General features: G+C 44.2%; 15 protein-coding genes. 8 read left to right on the plus strand and 7 right to left on the minus strand.

What is annotated here, in order from left to right:
* Positions 1 to 2 precede the first annotated feature (2 nt).
* The 4 genes from EHQ17_RS18280 (at position 3) to EHQ17_RS18295 (ending at position 6043) form a co-directional block, all read left to right on the plus strand.
* Complete coding sequence (locus EHQ17_RS18280) at positions 3 to 2270, plus strand: ribonuclease R family protein (RefSeq protein ID WP_135593701.1); 2268 nt, start codon at positions 3 to 5, stop codon at positions 2268 to 2270.
* A gap of 84 nt (positions 2271 to 2354) precedes the next feature.
* A complete protein-coding gene (locus EHQ17_RS18285) occupies positions 2355 to 2858 on the plus strand; it encodes a hypothetical protein (RefSeq protein ID WP_135593699.1) in 504 nt (167 codons plus the stop codon).
* Between the two features lie 2 nt (positions 2859 to 2860).
* Entirely contained in the window at positions 2861 to 4477 is a 1617-nt protein-coding gene (locus tag EHQ17_RS18290) for a GMC family oxidoreductase N-terminal domain-containing protein (RefSeq protein WP_135593697.1), read from the plus strand.
* Positions 4478 to 4540: 63 nt separating this feature from the next.
* Positions 4541 to 6043, plus strand: coding sequence for a tetratricopeptide repeat protein (locus EHQ17_RS18295; RefSeq protein ID WP_135593695.1), 1503 nt, complete (start codon positions 4541 to 4543; stop codon positions 6041 to 6043).
* Here the strand turns inward: EHQ17_RS18295 and EHQ17_RS18300 are convergent.
* From EHQ17_RS18300 to EHQ17_RS18315, 4 genes are read right to left on the minus strand one after another with little or no spacing between them, the layout of a single operon-like run.
* Positions 6040 to 6759, minus strand: coding sequence for a type I 3-dehydroquinate dehydratase (locus EHQ17_RS18300; protein ID WP_135593694.1), 720 nt, complete (start codon positions 6757 to 6759; stop codon positions 6040 to 6042). The two genes, EHQ17_RS18295 and EHQ17_RS18300, sit on opposite strands and share 4 nt — an antisense overlap.
* Before the next feature lie 2 nt (positions 6760 to 6761).
* Positions 6762 to 7730 carry a KpsF/GutQ family sugar-phosphate isomerase gene (locus tag EHQ17_RS18305; protein WP_135593692.1) on the minus strand — a complete coding sequence of 323 codons (969 nt, stop codon included), beginning with the start codon at positions 7728 to 7730 and terminating at the stop codon, positions 6762 to 6764.
* Positions 7714 to 8253 (minus strand): UpxY family transcription antiterminator, encoded by a 540-nt coding sequence (locus EHQ17_RS18310; protein WP_135593690.1) that lies wholly within the window; start codon positions 8251 to 8253, stop codon positions 7714 to 7716. The genes EHQ17_RS18305 and EHQ17_RS18310 overlap by 17 nt, the downstream gene beginning before the upstream one ends.
* Positions 8237 to 8716 carry an LIC_10042 family TonB-like protein gene (locus EHQ17_RS18315; protein ID WP_135593688.1) on the minus strand — a complete coding sequence of 160 codons (480 nt, stop codon included), beginning with the start codon at positions 8714 to 8716 and terminating at the stop codon, positions 8237 to 8239. Before EHQ17_RS18315 ends, EHQ17_RS18310 begins: the two co-directional genes overlap by 17 nt.
* Before the next feature lie 240 nt (positions 8717 to 8956).
* Here EHQ17_RS18315 and EHQ17_RS18320 point away from each other — a divergent pair, with 240 nt between their 5' ends.
* The 4 genes from EHQ17_RS18320 to EHQ17_RS18335 all read left to right on the plus strand — a co-directional run bounded on the left by EHQ17_RS18320 (position 8957) and on the right by EHQ17_RS18335 (position 13791).
* On the plus strand, positions 8957 to 10654 hold the full coding sequence (locus EHQ17_RS18320) for a methyl-accepting chemotaxis protein (RefSeq protein ID WP_135593686.1): 1698 nt from the start codon (positions 8957 to 8959) through the stop codon (positions 10652 to 10654).
* Between the two features lie 80 nt (positions 10655 to 10734).
* Positions 10735 to 11610, plus strand: a complete 876-nt coding sequence (locus tag EHQ17_RS18325; protein WP_135593683.1) for a M50 family metallopeptidase — start codon at positions 10735 to 10737, stop codon at positions 11608 to 11610.
* A complete protein-coding gene (locus EHQ17_RS18330) occupies positions 11607 to 12545 on the plus strand; it encodes a UDP-glucuronic acid decarboxylase family protein (RefSeq protein WP_135593681.1) in 939 nt (312 codons plus the stop codon). Before EHQ17_RS18325 ends, EHQ17_RS18330 begins: the two co-directional genes overlap by 4 nt.
* Positions 12546 to 12621: 76 nt before the next feature.
* A complete protein-coding gene (locus tag EHQ17_RS18335; RefSeq protein WP_135593679.1) occupies positions 12622 to 13791 on the plus strand; it encodes a Re/Si-specific NAD(P)(+) transhydrogenase subunit alpha in 1170 nt (389 codons plus the stop codon).
* Here EHQ17_RS18335 and EHQ17_RS18340 read toward each other — a convergent pair.
* From EHQ17_RS18340 to EHQ17_RS18350, 3 genes are read right to left on the minus strand one after another with little or no spacing between them, the layout of a single operon-like run.
* A complete protein-coding gene (locus tag EHQ17_RS18340) occupies positions 13750 to 14286 on the minus strand; it encodes a phosphatase PAP2 family protein (protein ID WP_135593676.1) in 537 nt (178 codons plus the stop codon). The two genes, EHQ17_RS18335 and EHQ17_RS18340, sit on opposite strands and share 42 nt — an antisense overlap.
* Positions 14283 to 15602: a histidine--tRNA ligase gene (gene hisS, locus EHQ17_RS18345; protein ID WP_135593673.1), complete on the minus strand. Its 1320-nt coding sequence runs from the start codon at positions 15600 to 15602 to the stop codon at positions 14283 to 14285. The genes EHQ17_RS18340 and hisS overlap by 4 nt, the downstream gene beginning before the upstream one ends.
* A gap of 6 nt (positions 15603 to 15608) precedes the next feature.
* On the minus strand, positions 15609 to 16757 hold the full coding sequence (locus EHQ17_RS18350; RefSeq protein WP_135593671.1) for a DUF1577 domain-containing protein: 1149 nt from the start codon (positions 16755 to 16757) through the stop codon (positions 15609 to 15611).
* Positions 16758 to 16759 lie beyond the last annotated feature (2 nt).

Genomic DNA, 16759 nt, shown 5'->3' on the forward strand with positions numbered 1-16759 from the left:
TCATGAAACAAAATAAAAAACAAATCAAACAAAAGGGTTCATCCAAGTCGTTCCCGAAAAAGAAAACCACAACTTCGTTTAACAATCGTCGTTCGGATAAAAATCCGGGAAGAGGAGAAGGTTTTAAAGAAAACGAATTAGGAAAGAAGATCCTCAAATATCTTCAGTCCAGAGCCGGTTCCGTGATTACCAACCGGGATCTATCCGCCAAAATTCTTCGGGAAGAGAATCAGAATTCCTACGGAAAAAAAAGGGAAAAATGGCAATTTGAGGAAAAGGAACGGGAGATTTCCGAAATTCTGAAACTGCTCGAGTCGGAAGGATTGATAGAATTAGAAAAAAAGAATATATTCGTCTTTCCGAATCAAACGTTGCAAGGAACGATTTCGATCAGCAAACGCGGCGACGGTTTCGTTAAACTTCCTTCCGGCACGGAAATTTTCGTTCCCGGTCAATTCGCACAATCCGCGATTCAAGGCGATCTAGTGGAAATCCATCCGTATGGAATAGGTAAAAAAGGAAGATTAGAGGGAGAAGTCACGGAAATCCTTCGTCGAGGCCGCGATCTATATCGGATGATCGTAACCGAAAAGGATCCCAAGTTCATATTCGGCAAATTGTTGGATATAGACGGGGAAGAAAAGGAAGGTTACATTCTTCGAAAGACGATCCTAACGGATCTTCAGGATGAGATCAGATCGGACGACGTCCTGATCGTTAGGTTGAAGGAAGACACGGAACACGAAAGAAATCTTTACGAAGTCCAATTCCTCCGTTTCGAATCCGATACGAAAGAGGATCTTGATCTTATGAGAATGTTGATGAAGTACAATTACGATATTCTCTATCCCGAAACGATTCGACTAGATTTTCCGGACGAAGTGGACGAAAGCACAGTGGATGATTGGAATTCGAGGGTGGATCTTCGGAATCTGAAATGTATCACGATCGACGGAGAATACTCGAAAGACTTCGACGACGCGATCAGTTTCGTGGAGGAGAAAAATCGGATCCGATTTTACGTTCATATCGCGGACGTTTCGTATTACGTAAGACCAGGAACTCCCTTGGACGAAGAGGCTTATAACAGAGCCACTTCCGTTTATCTGGGAAGTCGTGTCGTGCCTATGCTTCCTCCTGAACTTTCCGAAAATTTATGTTCTTTGGTCGCCAATAAAAATCGTTTGGCTTTCACGGTGGAAATGGAGGCCGATCGGAAGGGAAAAATCACGCATGCAAAATATTATAAAAGTGTAATACGAGTTGCGGAACGTTATACATACAATCGAGCCGAGGCAGAAATTCTTTCAGGAGACGCGAAAAATTGGATCTTTAGAATGAACGAATTCGCCAAGGCGCTCCGCGAAAACCGGATCGCGAACGGCAGAGTGGATCTCAATTTAAAGGAAAATAAGGTAGTCACGGATTCCGATCACAACGTGATCGAAATTTCCGTTCAGGAACGTCTGCAGGCGCATATTCTCATCGAAGAGTTTATGCTTTCCGCCAATATTAAAGTCGCGGAGTTTCTCCGAAAAAAGAAACAACCTACTTTGTATCGGGTGCACGAAGCGATGGATGAGGAAAAGTTGGAATCCCTCAACGCGTTTTTAAAGTTAAACGGAATTAAAACTTTGCTTAAGGATTCGAGTTACGAATCGATTCGTGCCGTTTTGAAAAACCTCGAAGGGAAACCTGCGGAACGTCTATTCAATATGTTTTTGCTTAGGACGTTTATGCAGGCGTATTATTCGGGAGAACATCTGGGCCACTGGGGATTAGGTTTCGAGGATTATTGTCATTTCACTTCCCCCATTCGTCGCTATCCGGATTTGATCTGTCATCGTGCGCTTCAGAATATTCTTTTGGAAAAAAAACCCGCTTATACTCCGGAAGATATGATATCCGCAGGATTACATTGTTCTCATCAGGAAAGAAAGGCGACCGATTCCGAAAGGGATTACTACAAACTTAAGGCGTGTCGTTATCTGGAAAAAACGGGAATTAAGGAATTCTCGGCAACGATCATCGGTTGTAAGCCGTTTTTGATTTTCGTAGATTTGGAAAATCCCGCGGTGGACGCTTGTCTTCTCGCGTCCGAATTCACCGATGAAGGAGAAATCAGAATGGACACTGACTTCTCCTTTTATTCCAAGAAGTTTACCAAAATTTATACGCTCGGAGATAGGGTGGAAGTGGAGTTGGATCGTATCGATTACGAGGAGATCAAGATCTACGTGAAAATGAAAAAATTCCAAAAGAAAGTATAGACAAAGAAATTCCTTTCGTATACCACTGTGGAACGGTTGTTATATAAAAAACCGCGGTCTGCTTTGCGGCGGCGGGAGGTGAACTTGGAGCTGTTTCTGCAAGAACCGATTTCTCGGAATCGTTTTCTTAAACTCGGTTTGAAATTTCTCGCGATCACTGCGTTCGTTCTACCCGGAATGAACGCTTGTGGAGGGTCGATTCCGCGTCTTAGAGGTTTGAAAGAGGATCAATATCTTTCTTATAAATCTTTGGGAGAAGTTTTTTTACAGGGAAATCCCATCTCCGATTTCGATCTCGGAGTGGCGATGGACGATTACATATACGGGCATCCGACCCCGATCGATACCGAAGACGTTTTGCTTTTGTTGGGAATGATTCCTTCTTCGCGATTGGCTTCGCTCGCGCTCGATTTTTCGTTTACTCCGATGATCGGTTTGAGCGTGGAAGATCGGGAAAAACGTCTTCTTTCTTGGAAAAATTCCTCTCTCAATCTCAAACGGGGCGCTTATTCCATCATGCGGCAGATCGCGTTCTTTCTGGTTTCGAAAGACAAACGAATTCAAAAATTAGCGGGATACGAGGTTTAACTATGGGCGGAATTCCGGCGGCAAATTCTAAAATTATCGTTCCTAAACATCATAAGGAAATCATAGAACGCGAGAATATCAAAAACGGAGTCTGGGAACTCAAAGCGGAAGCGGTTGTAATCGGTTCCGGTGCCGGAGGAGCGGTCGCCGCCGCAACCTTGGCCAAAAAGGGATGGAACGTGATCCTCATCGAGGAAGGCTCTTACTTTACTCCGGCTCAATTTAACGGAGAGGAATTTTTATCCTCCGCGAGATTGTACAGAGACGCTGGTTTTATCGTCTCGGAAGAACAAACGCTGAGTATTCTCCAAGGAAGAACCGTCGGAGGTTCAACAACCGTAAACTGGCAGACTTCCCTCTATCCTCCGGATTACGTTACCTCCGAATGGGATCAAAGATTCGGTTTAAAAGGTTATTCCAGAAAGGATATGGATCCGTACGTTTCTTCCGTGCACGAAAGATTGGGCGTACATCCAGTTCCCGAAAATCTGATCAATGCGAATAACAATACTTTGATGAAAGGCGGAAAAGCACTCGGTCTTCATCCGGAAGTTCTGAACAACAACAATCGAGGTTGTATCGGTTTGGGAAGATGCGGTTTGGGTTGTCCGATTAACGCCAAACAGTCGATGTTTTTAACGTATATTCCCGATGCGATCGAAGCGGGCGCTCTCGTGATCGCAAATATGAAAGCCCAGGTGATCCATGACGGAGCGATAAAAACGGTCGTTGCGGAATTCACTCCGGATCCGTACGAAAAAGCGCCGGATACGGTCATCGACAAAATCAAGATTTCCGCACCGGTCGTTATAGTCAGCGCGGGTGCGATCGAAGGCCCTGCGTTGCTGCAAAGATCCGGATTGGGGAACGATTGGGTGGGAAGGAATTTAAAAGTTCACCCTACGAGTACGATCTTCGCCGTTTTCGACGAAACGATCAACATGTTTTCCGGTCCGCCTCAATCCGCCGTAATCAAAGACGGTCATAATCAGAATAATACCGGTTACGGCTTTTGGCTGGAAGTCGCTCCGTTTCGACCTACGTTAGTTGCTTCTTTGATTCCGTTTTACGGGAAACAACAGTTCGAGATGATTCAAAAATATCCGAACATGAGCGCGGGTATCGTGCTTGTTCGTGACGGCGCCGACGGAGAAGCGAACGCTTCCGTAAAATGGTCCTTAGGTTCCAGAAAAGTTTATTTCGAACTGACACCGGGGGACGGAAAGAATATGCTTCGCGGATTGAAGATGTTGGCCGAGGTTCAAGTCGCAGCCGGTGCAAAACAATTGATCTTTCCGTTTATGGATTTGGAAGGACCGATTTCCGTGGATCGAAACTCTAAATTCGATTGGGTCCTTGATAAAAAATTCAACCCGGGAAGTTTGTCGGTCGGTTCGGCTCATCCGCACGGTTCGATTCAAGCCGCAGATTCTCCGGAAAGAGGGGCCGTCGATCCGAATCTTGAATTGTACGGACATAAAAACATCTTCGTCATCGACGCATCCGTTTATCCTACGGGTTTGTCCGTAAATCCGCAAATCACTACGATGAGTTTTGCGCTTCGTGCAACAGAGGGATTGGCTTCTAAAAAAGGGGAAAAATTAGGAAATTTATTATAAACCGGTACGAAAGGGGGACGCAAATTCACTTTTAAAAAAGTCTTCCTTTTCCAAACTGGTCCTATGCTTCGGATTTTTTTCCTCGTCTTTTTTTCCTTTCTTTTGTGCGGATCCTTGTTTGCGGATTTAAAGGAAGGGAAGAAGGCGTATGCGAGAAAGGACTTTTCCAAGGCCATGGACGAGTTCCAGAAATTCAACGAAGCCAATCCTTCTTCCGGAGAAGCGTGGATGTATATGGGTTACATCTACGAATACAGAAGAGACTATCCTAAATCGATCCAAAGTTTCAAAAAAGCGGTGGGTTTGAATCTACCGAAAAAAGATCTCGTAAACTGTTATCAAAAAATCATCCTATACTTCAACTATCAGCGGGATTATCATGAAGTGATCTCGTATTCCAACCGTTTACTTAGGATCGATCCGGATCTTACCCATATTCAAAAAATCAGATCGACGGCGGAGGAGAGACTTTCCACGGGACATCACGTCGTTCATAAACCGAAACGTCCTATCTCGGAAGAATCAGAAACTTCTTCGCAACAATCGGAAGAGGATTTTCTCAAAATTCTGAAAAAAGATCCCAGTAACGAATCCGCCCGCTGGAACCTCTCTCTCGTTTACGCCAATCAAAAGGAGTTTCAAAAAGCCGAGGGAATTTTGGAAGGTTTAGTGAAGGATTTTCCGGAAAAAGAGGATTATCTCTACAAATACGGAGTCACTCTGATTCGTAACGAAAAATACGCCGAAGCGCTTCCGATTCTGGATAAACTTGAGACGAAAATCGGAAATAATAGTACAAAAATGTTATATTATGCAAATTTAAATCAGGCAGTCGCGTATCATAAGATGAAAAAATACGAGGACGCTGCAAAGTATTATAGGAAATCATACGCGGCCAATGCCACGGTTCAACCTCTGGTTGGTTTGACAAAACTCAAATACGAGGTCAAAGATTGCGAAAACGCGATCAAAACCGCCGAAAGGGCTTTGGAGTTCGGCGAGCGTACCAGAGAAATTAGGATGTATCTCGCGTTGTGTAAGATACAAAATAAGGAAGAAACGGAAGGTTATTCGATTCTTAAGGAAATAGCGGCCGCTCTGGAAAAGGAAAATCCGGATTTTAAGGATCTGCCGGACGTTTATAACGACGGAATTCTAAAATTAGCGCGTTATTATACCAACCGCGGAGAATACGAAAAGGCTCTTCGTTATTTTCACGGAGTAAAATCCTCCGAAGAAGAACAGAGAGAATATCGTTTTTATCTCGGAAAGGCTTATTATTATACCGGAAAATTCGACCAGGCGATTTTACTTCTGGAAAAAGTGGGCGGTTCTTCAGGAGCTTATTATCTATTAGCGAAATGTTATGCGAATAAGGACGATCTTGAAAAGACGATGGATTATATCCGCAAAGCCGCCGATATGAAGCCTTCGATCTGGGCCGCAGCCGCCGAAGAAAAGGAATTCGATCGTTTTAAGGAAAGGTCGTCTTTTAAAAATTTTCTGGAGTCAAAGGGCGGGGAAAGGGACAAAGAGCCGGATTCCCAAAGTTCGAATAAAACCTAATTCGAAACCGCGCTGCGTAGTCGGTTCCAGGATTTTATATCGACCTGACCCGGGGCTTTCGGTTCCGCTAAACAACAATACGTAAAATAGGAACCGAAACGTTCCGGAAAAATCCTGGAAACTATTCCCATCGGTCCCATACAAATTCCGGTAAGAAGTATATTATATCTTTTGAATTTATTCGCAATTTGTCCGATAGAAAAAAGAAAATCCGCCGTCTCGGAAACCGTTTGCGGAAAGACTGCAAACTTATACACCAAAGGAAAAGTTCCGAAATATTTTTTGCTGCCGTTGAAAAAAGAATCGTTCGTGATCCAATTTTCGATTTCGGTACGATTTAAAATCCCGTCAAATTTATGCACGGAACGCACTAAACCGAAACCTCGTTCGGAAAAGGGTTCCAAAAGATCGTTGGTGCGGTTTAATTCAAGATCCAAGTAGTGTCTTTCGGGATCGAGGGTTTCCGCCAAGGTTTTAAAATCGATATCCTTTTCCGAAGAAGACGCGATCTGATCCGTATCACCCGCCTGCCGATACGTAAAAATACAACGGGCGTCGAGTCGTCGGATTTGTTCGGTTAAATCGATTTTAATCTTCGACGGTGAAAAAAGATCCAAACGAATTTCTATACGATCGCAAAGAGGAAGTTCGTTTAAGGAAAAGAATTCCTCTTCGCTTACGGTAAGAACCACTTCTACGTCGGCGAAACGTGACACCTTCAAAGTCCTTTTTGCAAAAGGTCGTGAATCGATACGATCCCGATGAGATTTTTCGATTCGTCCACGATCGGCGCAACGGAAATTGGATTCGGCCTCGATTCCATACTTTGCAAAACCTCGTAGGCGTTCGTTCCGGATGAAAATACCGTCGGATTCGAATTCATAAGGTCTTTTGCTTCAATCGAAGAAACCAATTTTCCTTCCTTTAATTTTTTGCGAATGTCGAAATCGGTGATGATTCCTGAAAGTTTACCCGAGGATTCAACTACACCCGTCGCGCCTTGTCGCTTAACGGTAATTTCCGTTAATACGTCTTCCAAAGTCGATTCAGGCGAAACTTTTGCAAGGTCGGATCCTTTGCGCATAACGTCGTCGATCTTAAGACTTAGGCGTTTACCGAGCCTCCCGGCGGGGTGATACAACGCGAAGTCTTCACGTTTAAAATCCTTGATTTCCATCAAACACATCGCGATCGCATCTCCTAAAATCAGGGCGATGGTCGTACTCGAAGTCGGCGCAAGTTCGAGAGGACACGCTTCTTTTAGAACCGGAGTTAAAAGTAAAACATCGGATTCTTTTGCCAGTTTCGAGTCTGCGTTAGCCGTCATCGCTATCAATTTGGCTCCGATGTTTTTGATCGTGGGAATCAAGTTCAACAACTCTTCGCTCTCTCCGGATTTACCGATCGCGATTACGACGTCGTCATGAGCGATAATACCCGCGTCTCCATGCGCTGCGTCGGCGGGATGGAGAAAAACGGAAGGAGTTCCCGTGGAACATAGGGTCGAGGAAATTTTTTTACCGATGTCTCCCGATTTGCCGACTCCGGTTACGATCAATTTTCCTTTGGAGTTTAGAATCAATTCGATTCCTTTTTGAATGGAGGGATCCAAATTCTTTCTAAAATGGAGAATGGATTCTATCTCTATATCGATCGCTTTTTCTATCTTTTCAAAAATCTGACTCAATGGTTTCCTCCAGTTTCAGCGTTCCTATGTCCAAGGTCACCGAAGTCATTAAATTCATTCCGGGAAATTTGACTATAATTTGCTCTTCGTTTTTTTTGCGAACGACTTCCGCATTGTAACCGGCGAACGGCCCTTCCCGAACTTTGACTTTTTTACCGGGAAGCAATTTTTCCTGGATCTGAATTTCTATCTTATTCGGAAAGGATTCCAGAAAAATACGAACCAAATTCAGGTCCTCATCCGGAATCGCATACGGTTTCCCCGCATAAAAAACGAAATGGTGAGCGCCGGGTAATTGAAGCACTTTGACCCGGTCCCGATAGAATTGAATTTTTACGAAAATATAGGAAGGATACAAAGGTTCTTCGATTACTTTCCAACGGTCGGACCATTTTTTCTTTTTGGAAAGCAAAGGCAGAAAACACTCCAGCCTGTTTTGTATCAGTAAATGTCTGAGTTTTTTTTCCGCTCTCGGATTTGTGTAAAGAGCGTACCATTCGTCGATTTCAGAGTTCTCGTTCATCTATCTTAAAAGAAACCGGAATGATTATATTCGTATCTTCTTCCAGTTCGAATTTCCAAGTTTTCAGAGCTCTTCGAAATTCGTTCTCGAAAATCGAATAAGCGCATGGTTGTATCGTCCGGAGAATTTCTCCCTTTCCGCCAGATTTTATCCTTACCTCCCAGGAACAATCCGATTCCAGTCTTTGTTCCAGCGCCCTTTCCGGAAAGTGTATTTCGTTTTGAAAACGCCGGATCTCTTTTTCAAGAGTCCCTCGGGGATCGGAAGGACTCTTACGTTCGGATTCCGCATTTTTTCCTGAGCCGTCACGATTAAAGTCCAGAACGAAATTCAGGTCCGCGCCCTTTTTTAAAAAGATCCGAATATCCGTAGTTGATTCTGCTTTACGGAAAAAAAAACCGTAACCGATCAGGATGAGAACATGAAATAAACCCGAAATTAAAAAACAAAATCGCAGATCCACGAACCTATTTTTCACGAAAGTGTATAAAGCGCAATCGATACGCGATCGAAACTAGTCTATAAAAACCGAAAATAACGAAATTCGACTTTCTGTTTCAAAAACATATTATGAAATCATTGTTTTTATTATTTTGTCTCATCGTTTTTTTCGGATAGGCGACGGAATTCTTTTCCGATCGGTTTCAAAATTCTTCTTTAAAGTATGTAACGACTTTTATGCGATGTAAAAGAGAGGAAACGTATGAGAAAAAATCTTCCGGTTACCAATCGAGAACTTCCGATTCCCGCGAATGCGGTTCTCATTTCCAGGACCGATACGAAAGGAAGAATCTCTTACGTAAGTCAGGATTTTGCGGACATCAGCGGCTTCTCCGAAAAAGAAATGATCGGAGAACCGCATAATCTAATTCGTCATCCGGACGTTCCTCCGTACGTCTATCAGGATATGTGGGATACGATTCAAGGAGGAAATCCTTGGAACGGAGTCGTCAAAAACAGGGCGAAGTCCGGCGATCATTATTGGGTCGATGCGACGATTACCCCGGTGATGAAGGACGGGGTCGTGTCCGGTTATATGTCCGTTCGAAAGAAAGCGACTCGAAAGCAGATCGAACAAGCGGAGATCCTATTCGGTGAACTAAAAAATACGGAATCTTTCTCTTGGAAAATCAAAACCCGATTCCGCGCCCTTTTGAAAAAGCTCGGATTGGCCGGAAAAATTCTCACATACAGTCTGCTCGTTTTCGTTCCTCTTCTGTTCGCCAATTTCGAATGGCTCAAACAAGGTATGATTTTTCTTCCGATTCTGGGAATCGTCTGCGGGACTTCGGGTCTTTCTCTTTTGATCTTAACCATTCTGAATTACCGAAAACGGATCCACGAAATCATATCGATCCAAAAGGAAATAGTTTCCGGAAACTTCATCAAGGAAATTCCCGCACGACAGGAATACACGGAAGTTTCCGAAATATACTCCAGCTTACGCGTGTTAGTAATCAGTGTTTGGGGTTTGCTCGTTCAGATAAAGGAGAACTTCGAAAAGAACGACAAGTTGTACGCGTATTTATCCGAATCCACGGAACAATTCCAGGGACATACGCACGCACAGGCGGCTTCCGTGGAAGAAACCGCTTCCGCTTCGCAGGAACTTTCCTCGACTCTGGAGGAAATCGTAAATTCGATTCATTTACAATCAACCGGTTTGGGCGCCATCAACGAGGGCATCGGCAAGGTGAACGATTCGATCCACAACGTTTCCAAGTCGATGGAAAATCTTTCCAATCAAACGGCTTCCGTTAAAACCAAGGCCTCTCAAAGCGAGGAAACGTTCGGACGCGCGATCCTCGCGATGGATCAAATCAAGGAATACTCCAGCGGGATTTCCAAAATCATCAATATGATCACTTCCATTTCCGAAAAAACGAATCTTCTCGCGCTTAACGCGTCGATCGAATCCGCAAGAGCGGGGGAAGCCGGTAAAGGATTCAGCGTCGTAGCGGAAGAAATTTCCAAACTTGCGGACCAAACCAGAAATTCCATCAAAGATATCGTGAACTTAATCGGCGATACGACGAAAGCGGTGGATTTCGGCGCGGAGAAATTTCAGGAATCCCTTTCGATCGTTAAGGAACTTACGGATTACATCTCGGAAGTCAATTCCTCCGCAACGATCGTAACTGCTTCGCTTGCGGCTCAGGCAGAGAAGTTGAATGAAATCCGCAAGAACACAGTTCAAGTCAATCGTCTCGGAGAAACGGTTACAGAATCGTCTAACTTTCAGAAGACGGCATCCGAAGAGATTTCCAATTCGATGTTGAACATCGCCGAAAATTCGGAATCGATTGCGAAAACTTCGGGGGAAATCAAACAGACGGTGGACGAGTCGGTTCAAAAGGCCGCTAAACTAAAGGAAATTTTGGAACATTTTAGGACGATCTAATCGTTTTAAACGAGGAATTCCACTTTCGCCCAACGTCAATTTGCTTCTTCCGGTTTTGAATTCTGCCGATATTTAAATCGATGGAGAATCGATTTCTCAGGCTTACGATTTTTATATCCATAGCGATCACGCTTTTTTCCTTTTGGGATCATCATCTCGTAAGTTATCTAAAGGATTTTATCGTATTCGTTCACGAACTGGGGCACGCGATCGCCGCCTTGTTGACCGGAGGTTCCGTACATACGATCGAACTCCATGGAAACGAATCCGGAGAAACGATCGCGATTCCGAATTCGGGAAGCGGTTCGTTTATCTTCGTGGTTTCCGCCGGCTATTTGGGTTCTTGTCTAATCGGAGGATTTCTTCTCAACCGCGGATTTTCCGGAAAAATGATCCGGCCGACTTTGATTTCCTTCGGAGCGATTCTTTTGCTCATGACCGTCTCGTATTCCAAGCCCGGAAATCTTGCGCAATACACTGGCATTCTCTGGGGGTTGGGTTTTGTTCTTTTAGGATTTTTGAATTTGAAATTCAATCCTTTCGTGCTCGTATTTATGGGAACGAGCATCACTCTTTACGGATTATACGATCTTCTCGATTTTACGGGCAACATCGTTCATACCGACGCCGGTATCATGGCAGCGTGGATCACGGGAGCGAACGCCTCTAAGAACGTTCCAAAATCCGTGATCGTCTTGGGATATTTGATTGCCCTTCTCTGGTCTTTTTTTAGCTTATCCATCATATTTATATCCGTCAAAAAGATCTTTCAACCCGCGCCTCGAGAAGAATTTTCCACGGAAGAAAATCCTTTTCTCGATCCATATAATACAAGTTTGGAGGCGCCGTTTCCGGGGGACGTAACTCCGGAAGTGATGGAATGGTTTTTCAGTAAAGGTTTGGACTTAAACGGAAAACCCCTGCCGGCGGAATTTTTGGAAAAAGAAGAATCATGAGCAAACGAAGAATTTTAGTCACAGGCGGAGCCGGATTTATCGGATCACATTTATGTTCCCGACTTTTGAAGGAAGGAAACGAAGTCATCTGTTTGGATAATCTTCATACAGGAAGAAAAAAAAACATTGAAACTCTTCTGGACGATGCCCGCTTCGAATTCATCCGTCACGACATCACCGATCCCATCAAGTTGGAAGTGGATCAAATCTACAACATGGCTTGTCCGGCAAGTCCCATTCATTATCAATCCAATTCCATCAAGACGATCAAAACGAACGTTCTTGGAATGATGAACATGCTCGGACTTGCGAAACGCGTAAACGCAAGAATTCTGCAAGCATCGACGAGCGAGGTTTACGGTAATCCTTTGGAACATCCTCAAAAGGAAACGTATTGGGGGAACGTGAATCCTATCGGCATCAGAAGCTGTTACGACGAAGGAAAGCGGGTCGCGGAAACCCTTTGCTTCGATTATCAAAGAAATCACCAAGTGGATATCAGGGTGATACGGATCTTTAATACGTACGGTCCTAATATGCTTCCGGACGACGGCCGCGTGGTAAGCAATTTCATCGTTCAGGCTTTGAAAAAAGAAGACATAACCCTTTACGGAGACGGAGAACAAACTCGCTCCTTCTGTTACGTGGACGATCTTGTGGACGGCATCGTTAGAATGATGAATACCGAAAATTTTTCCGGTCCGGTCAATCTCGGAAACGACGGCGAATTTACGGTTCGGGAATTAGCTGAATTGGTTCTAAAGCAAACCGGTTCGTCTTCCAAGTTGATCCACAAACCTTTGCCTCAGGACGATCCTGCCCGCAGAAAACCGGATTTAACCCTTGCAAGGCAGAAGTTAGGATTCGAACCCAAGGTTGCTCTAACGGAAGGAATTCGGAAAACAATCGAATACTTCAAAAATAACTTGGATTAAATTTACGCGAAGAAAATCTGGACGTACTTTACCGAAGCGTGCCCTATAACACGCGATTTATCACCGGGATAAACTTATGATTATTGGAATTTTAAAAGAAGCTAAAGAAGAGACGAGAGTTTCCGTAACTCCCGATATTATCGACGCGTTGAAAAAGATCGGAGCTTCGGTCATCGTCGAAAAAGGCGCCGGAGAACAATCTTTCTATCACGACGAGGATTATAAAAAGGCCGGCGCAAGTTTGGTTTCTCGTCAGGACGTTCTCAGCAAATCCAATATTATCGTAAGCATCCATCTCGCCGATCCGGCAACTCTTGCAAAAATAAAGACAGGAACGATTTATCTCGGAATGTTTCAACCGGCGATGAACGCGCCTACGATTCAAAAACTGGCCGCTAAAAAAGTGGAAGTGTTGAGTTTGGACGCGATCGCGAGAATTACCAGGGCGCAATCTATGGACGTTCTTTCCTCACAGGCGACCGTCGCCGGTTATAAGGCGGTGCTTTTGGCGGCTGCGAATTTGGCGCGTTTCTTTCCGATGTTAACCACCGCAGCGGGCACGATCACTCCAGCGTCCGTGTTGATCATCGGGGCGGGCGTTGCCGGTTTACAAGCCATCGCATCTTCGAGAAGATTAGGAGCGGTCGTGGACGTATTCGACACTCGTCCGGAAGTGAAGGAACAGGTTCAATCCTTGGGAGCGAAGTTCGTCGAAGTGGAAGGAGCGTCTCATTCCGCGGCAGCGGGCGGTTATGCTGTGGAGCAAACGGAAGAATATAAAAAGCGTCAGCAGGAAGCGATCGATAAATTCGCCCAAAAAGCGGACGTTATCATTACCACAGCGTTGATTCCCGGCAGAAAAGCCCCCATTCTGATTACTAAAAAGATCGTAGATAACATGAAATCAGGTTCCGTAGTAATAGATCTCGCGTCTCCGATGGGTGGAAACTGCGAATATACGAAACACGGTCAAAACGTGATCACTCCAAAGGGTGTTACCGTAATCGGTCACAAAAATCTTGCGGGATCGATTCCGAACGACGCTTCCAAAATGTTCGGAAAAAACGTATTAAACTTTTTGAAACTACTGATTAAAGATAAAAAGATCAATTTGGATCTGAACGACGAAATTCTTTCTTCTACTGCGATAACGTATGCCGGGGAAATCCGTCATAAACTGACACTGGACGCCTTGGGTTCCAAATCAGGAGCAGCAAAATCTAAGAAGAGCGTTTCCAAGAAATAAACCGGTAAGTCCGAAAATCGAACCGATGATCCAACCTCCGATCACGTCGCTTACGAAGTGATGGAGAGAAAGTAATCTGCCCACTCCGGCCAAAAGACTGACTAGTATCAAGGCCGGGGGAAACTGGAATAATAGAACCAAAATCAAAACGGCCGTCATAGAATTGGCCGCGTGCGCCGACGGAAACGAATGTTTCATATCCGGATTGGAATCCACTTTTCCCGCGACGGTCACAAGAGGGCGTTTCCTTGCGATCAGTTTCTTTAAGAATAAAACGAAACGGTCGTTTGCGTATGTAACCGCTCCCGTAAACGCCAATACCCAATACCACGCAAACGGTAAGTCGCTTTTAAAAAAAAGAAATGGTAGAAGGATAACGAGAAAAACTTCTCCTCGATTCACTTTTGATAGCGCGCTACTTACTTTCGGGCTATGCAAATTCTCCCTTATCCAAGTGGAGAGCGAATAATCGATCTTATCTACGACTTTAATCAAAGTTGAAAGTCTTTTTTGAGAATTTCCGAAAGCCCGTTTCTGGGCAGGCTTTTTTGTTCGCCGGATATCAAGTCTTTGATCTGAACCGTATCCGTACTGATTTCCGATTCTCCGAGGAACAATACAAAACGATAACCTTTTTTTTCGGCGGTTTGAATTTGTTTTCCGATTTTTGCGGAATCCAACATCGTTTCCGCGAGAATTCCGTTCTCCCGAAGTTCTTTGGAAAGTTTGAACGTTTCTAAAAAGAGAGACTCTTCCATAATTGGAAGAAACACGGTTTTTTCCCGATTCAGATTCGGAATCAAGCCGTGACCTTCGAGGAAATTTTTAAAAGTCACGTCTCCCAGTCCGAATCCGATTCCAGAAAGCTGCTCTTTTGAAAAAAGTCCGATCAGATTATCGTAACGACCGCCTCCGTACAAGGACCTTCTGTTTTCAGGATTGGTGTCGAAAACCTCGAAAATACAACCGGTGTAATAGTCGAAGCCGCGAACGATCGAAGGATCGAAGATCAGCTGCTTTGTAACGCCTAACGCCTGTAATTCGCCGAAAAGGTCGCGGATGAACGAAACGGATTCCGGATCGATTTCCGGGATTTCAGAAACCGATTGAAGATCGGAACTTAGGAACTTTTCGATCCAAGGTATTTGTTTAGTCGCGTCGTCGAGAAACGGTTTTATTTCCGTTTCGAAGGCTTCCGCGGAAATTTTCGATTTTTTATCCAGAAGTTTGGAAACTCCGTGAACTTGATCCGCGTTTAGTTTGAGGGTGTTTTTTAAAAAACTATCCAAAAGTTTTCTGTGAGAAACTCGGATTTGATAACTTCCTTCCGGAGCTCCGAACCGTTTTAGGATGGAATCCGCGATTAAAAGTATCTCCAATTCCGCGCGAAAGGAATCCACGCCGAACAGGTCCACGTTCAATTGCCAATGTTCCCGAAGTCTTCCTTTTCCTGGCTGTTCGTAACGCCAAAGGTTCGGAATGGAGAACCAGCGTACGGGTCTTGGAAGATTTCGAAGATTTCCCGCAACCATTCTTGCAAGAGTCGGAGTCATCTCCGGTCGAATCGCAACTCTACGTTCTCCTTTGTCCACGAAGTCGTATAATTGACGTTCTACGATTTCCTCTCCGCTTTTCGCTTTATAAAGGTCGAACGATTCGAGAATCGGTCCGTCGTATTCCTCGTAGCCGAAAGATAGGACCGTTTCCCGCATTACGGAAAACATCCAGTTACGCAATCGCATTTCGTCCGGATAAAAATCTCTTGTTCCCTTGTAAGGGGCTGTGGTTAAAAAGTTCTTCTGATTTTCCAAGGCAAATTACTGAGTCTTAATGAAGTTCATATTTTTCTTCAATAGAGTCATATTTGCCTTTGCATCGTTGGAGCCAACTATTTCTGCACCTACGTGATAGATTTCTCCGACTTGGGAAATATGTCGGATATGAAACGCGAATCTTAAGGGAGCCTGCATCTTGAATGTGATGTCGGCCGTAAAAAACGGTTTGTGTAAAAAGGATTCGATCAGTTCGGATTCAGTGACTTCGAGTAGAATTCCACCTTCCGAAATATTCAAAACATTCTGTTTTACATCGAGCGCTTTGGTGTTTGAATCTCCCATTCTGGAATTAAAGATCTCCTCCATTTCCTTGTAAAGAGGTACGACTTCTTCGGATACGGGACCTTCCGTCGATTCGACCACGCCCATTGCGAAAATCTGCAGATCGTCTCCGTTCTTAAATGAAATCGGATAAATCAAAAGGGAACGAACCTTTCCGTTTTTGAAATAATGCGCCCTCTCCTCGAAGAGCAATTCCTCTTGAAGAATTTCCTTTAAAGGAAGAAGTTCTATTCCGGCGAAGTCGGGTTTCGTTTCCGAATCCAACGCGGTCGTATCCGGAATATAAATCGGTTTTTTATATTTTTTGACGAGCTCTTCTTCGGGACTTAAATCTTTGGAGGAACTGAAGATCAGGCGGGAGCCGGGATAAGCCTGTTTTATTTTTCGATTCAGATCGTTGAGTATGATTTGTCCGGAAGTTCCGAGTACTTTGGTGATTTCCAATTCTTTTCTAGGAATCAGGAATTTATGAGATACGACCTTTCCGATCAAACCCTCGATTCGAGGCGAAGTCCTTTGGGTTTTCGCTATTTTCGCGAAGACGGGTTTGCAGAAAATTTGGGTTTCCGTTTTTTCTATCACTTCGAATCCGATTTCGATATGTTTAGAAAGGGTTCTATATAGTACGAGTTCCTCTTCCACGTTGGTCAAAGTTGCATCTATCGGAAAAACAAAAATGCCGTCTTCCCTGATTTCCATCGGCTTTAATTCCTGATGAAAGGGCGATTCCTTCACCAACAAACCTTGAAAGTGGATATATTCCTTGAGAATATATTTTATCTTATTTACGTCTTGGATCGTTTCCCAAGATCTCGGAGCCTGTAGATATTTTTGATAAGCGACGTTCATGA

It is taken from the genome of Leptospira gomenensis (assembly GCF_004770155.1).
Taxonomy (GTDB): Bacteria; Spirochaetota; Leptospiria; order Leptospirales; family Leptospiraceae; genus Leptospira; species Leptospira gomenensis.

Coding starts and splice junctions, on each gene's coding strand:
- EHQ17_RS18280 (WP_135593701.1), top strand. CDS start 3: ATGAAACAAAATAAAAAACAAATCAAACAAAAGGGTTCATCCAAGTCG.
- EHQ17_RS18290 (WP_135593697.1), top strand. CDS start 2,861: ATGGGCGGAATTCCGGCGGCAAATTCTAAAATTATCGTTCCTAAACAT.
- EHQ17_RS18295 (WP_135593695.1), top strand. CDS start 4,541: ATGCTTCGGATTTTTTTCCTCGTCTTTTTTTCCTTTCTTTTGTGCGGA.
- EHQ17_RS18310 (WP_135593690.1), bottom strand. CDS start 8,253: ATGAACGAGAACTCTGAAATCGACGAATGGTACGCTCTTTACACAAAT.
- EHQ17_RS18320 (WP_135593686.1), top strand. CDS start 8,957: ATGAGAAAAAATCTTCCGGTTACCAATCGAGAACTTCCGATTCCCGCG.
- EHQ17_RS18325 (WP_135593683.1), top strand. CDS start 10,735: ATGGAGAATCGATTTCTCAGGCTTACGATTTTTATATCCATAGCGATC.
- EHQ17_RS18330 (WP_135593681.1), top strand. CDS start 11,607: ATGAGCAAACGAAGAATTTTAGTCACAGGCGGAGCCGGATTTATCGGA.
- EHQ17_RS18335 (WP_135593679.1), top strand. CDS start 12,622: ATGATTATTGGAATTTTAAAAGAAGCTAAAGAAGAGACGAGAGTTTCC.
- EHQ17_RS18350 (WP_135593671.1), bottom strand. CDS start 16,757: ATGAACGTCGCTTATCAAAAATATCTACAGGCTCCGAGATCTTGGGAA.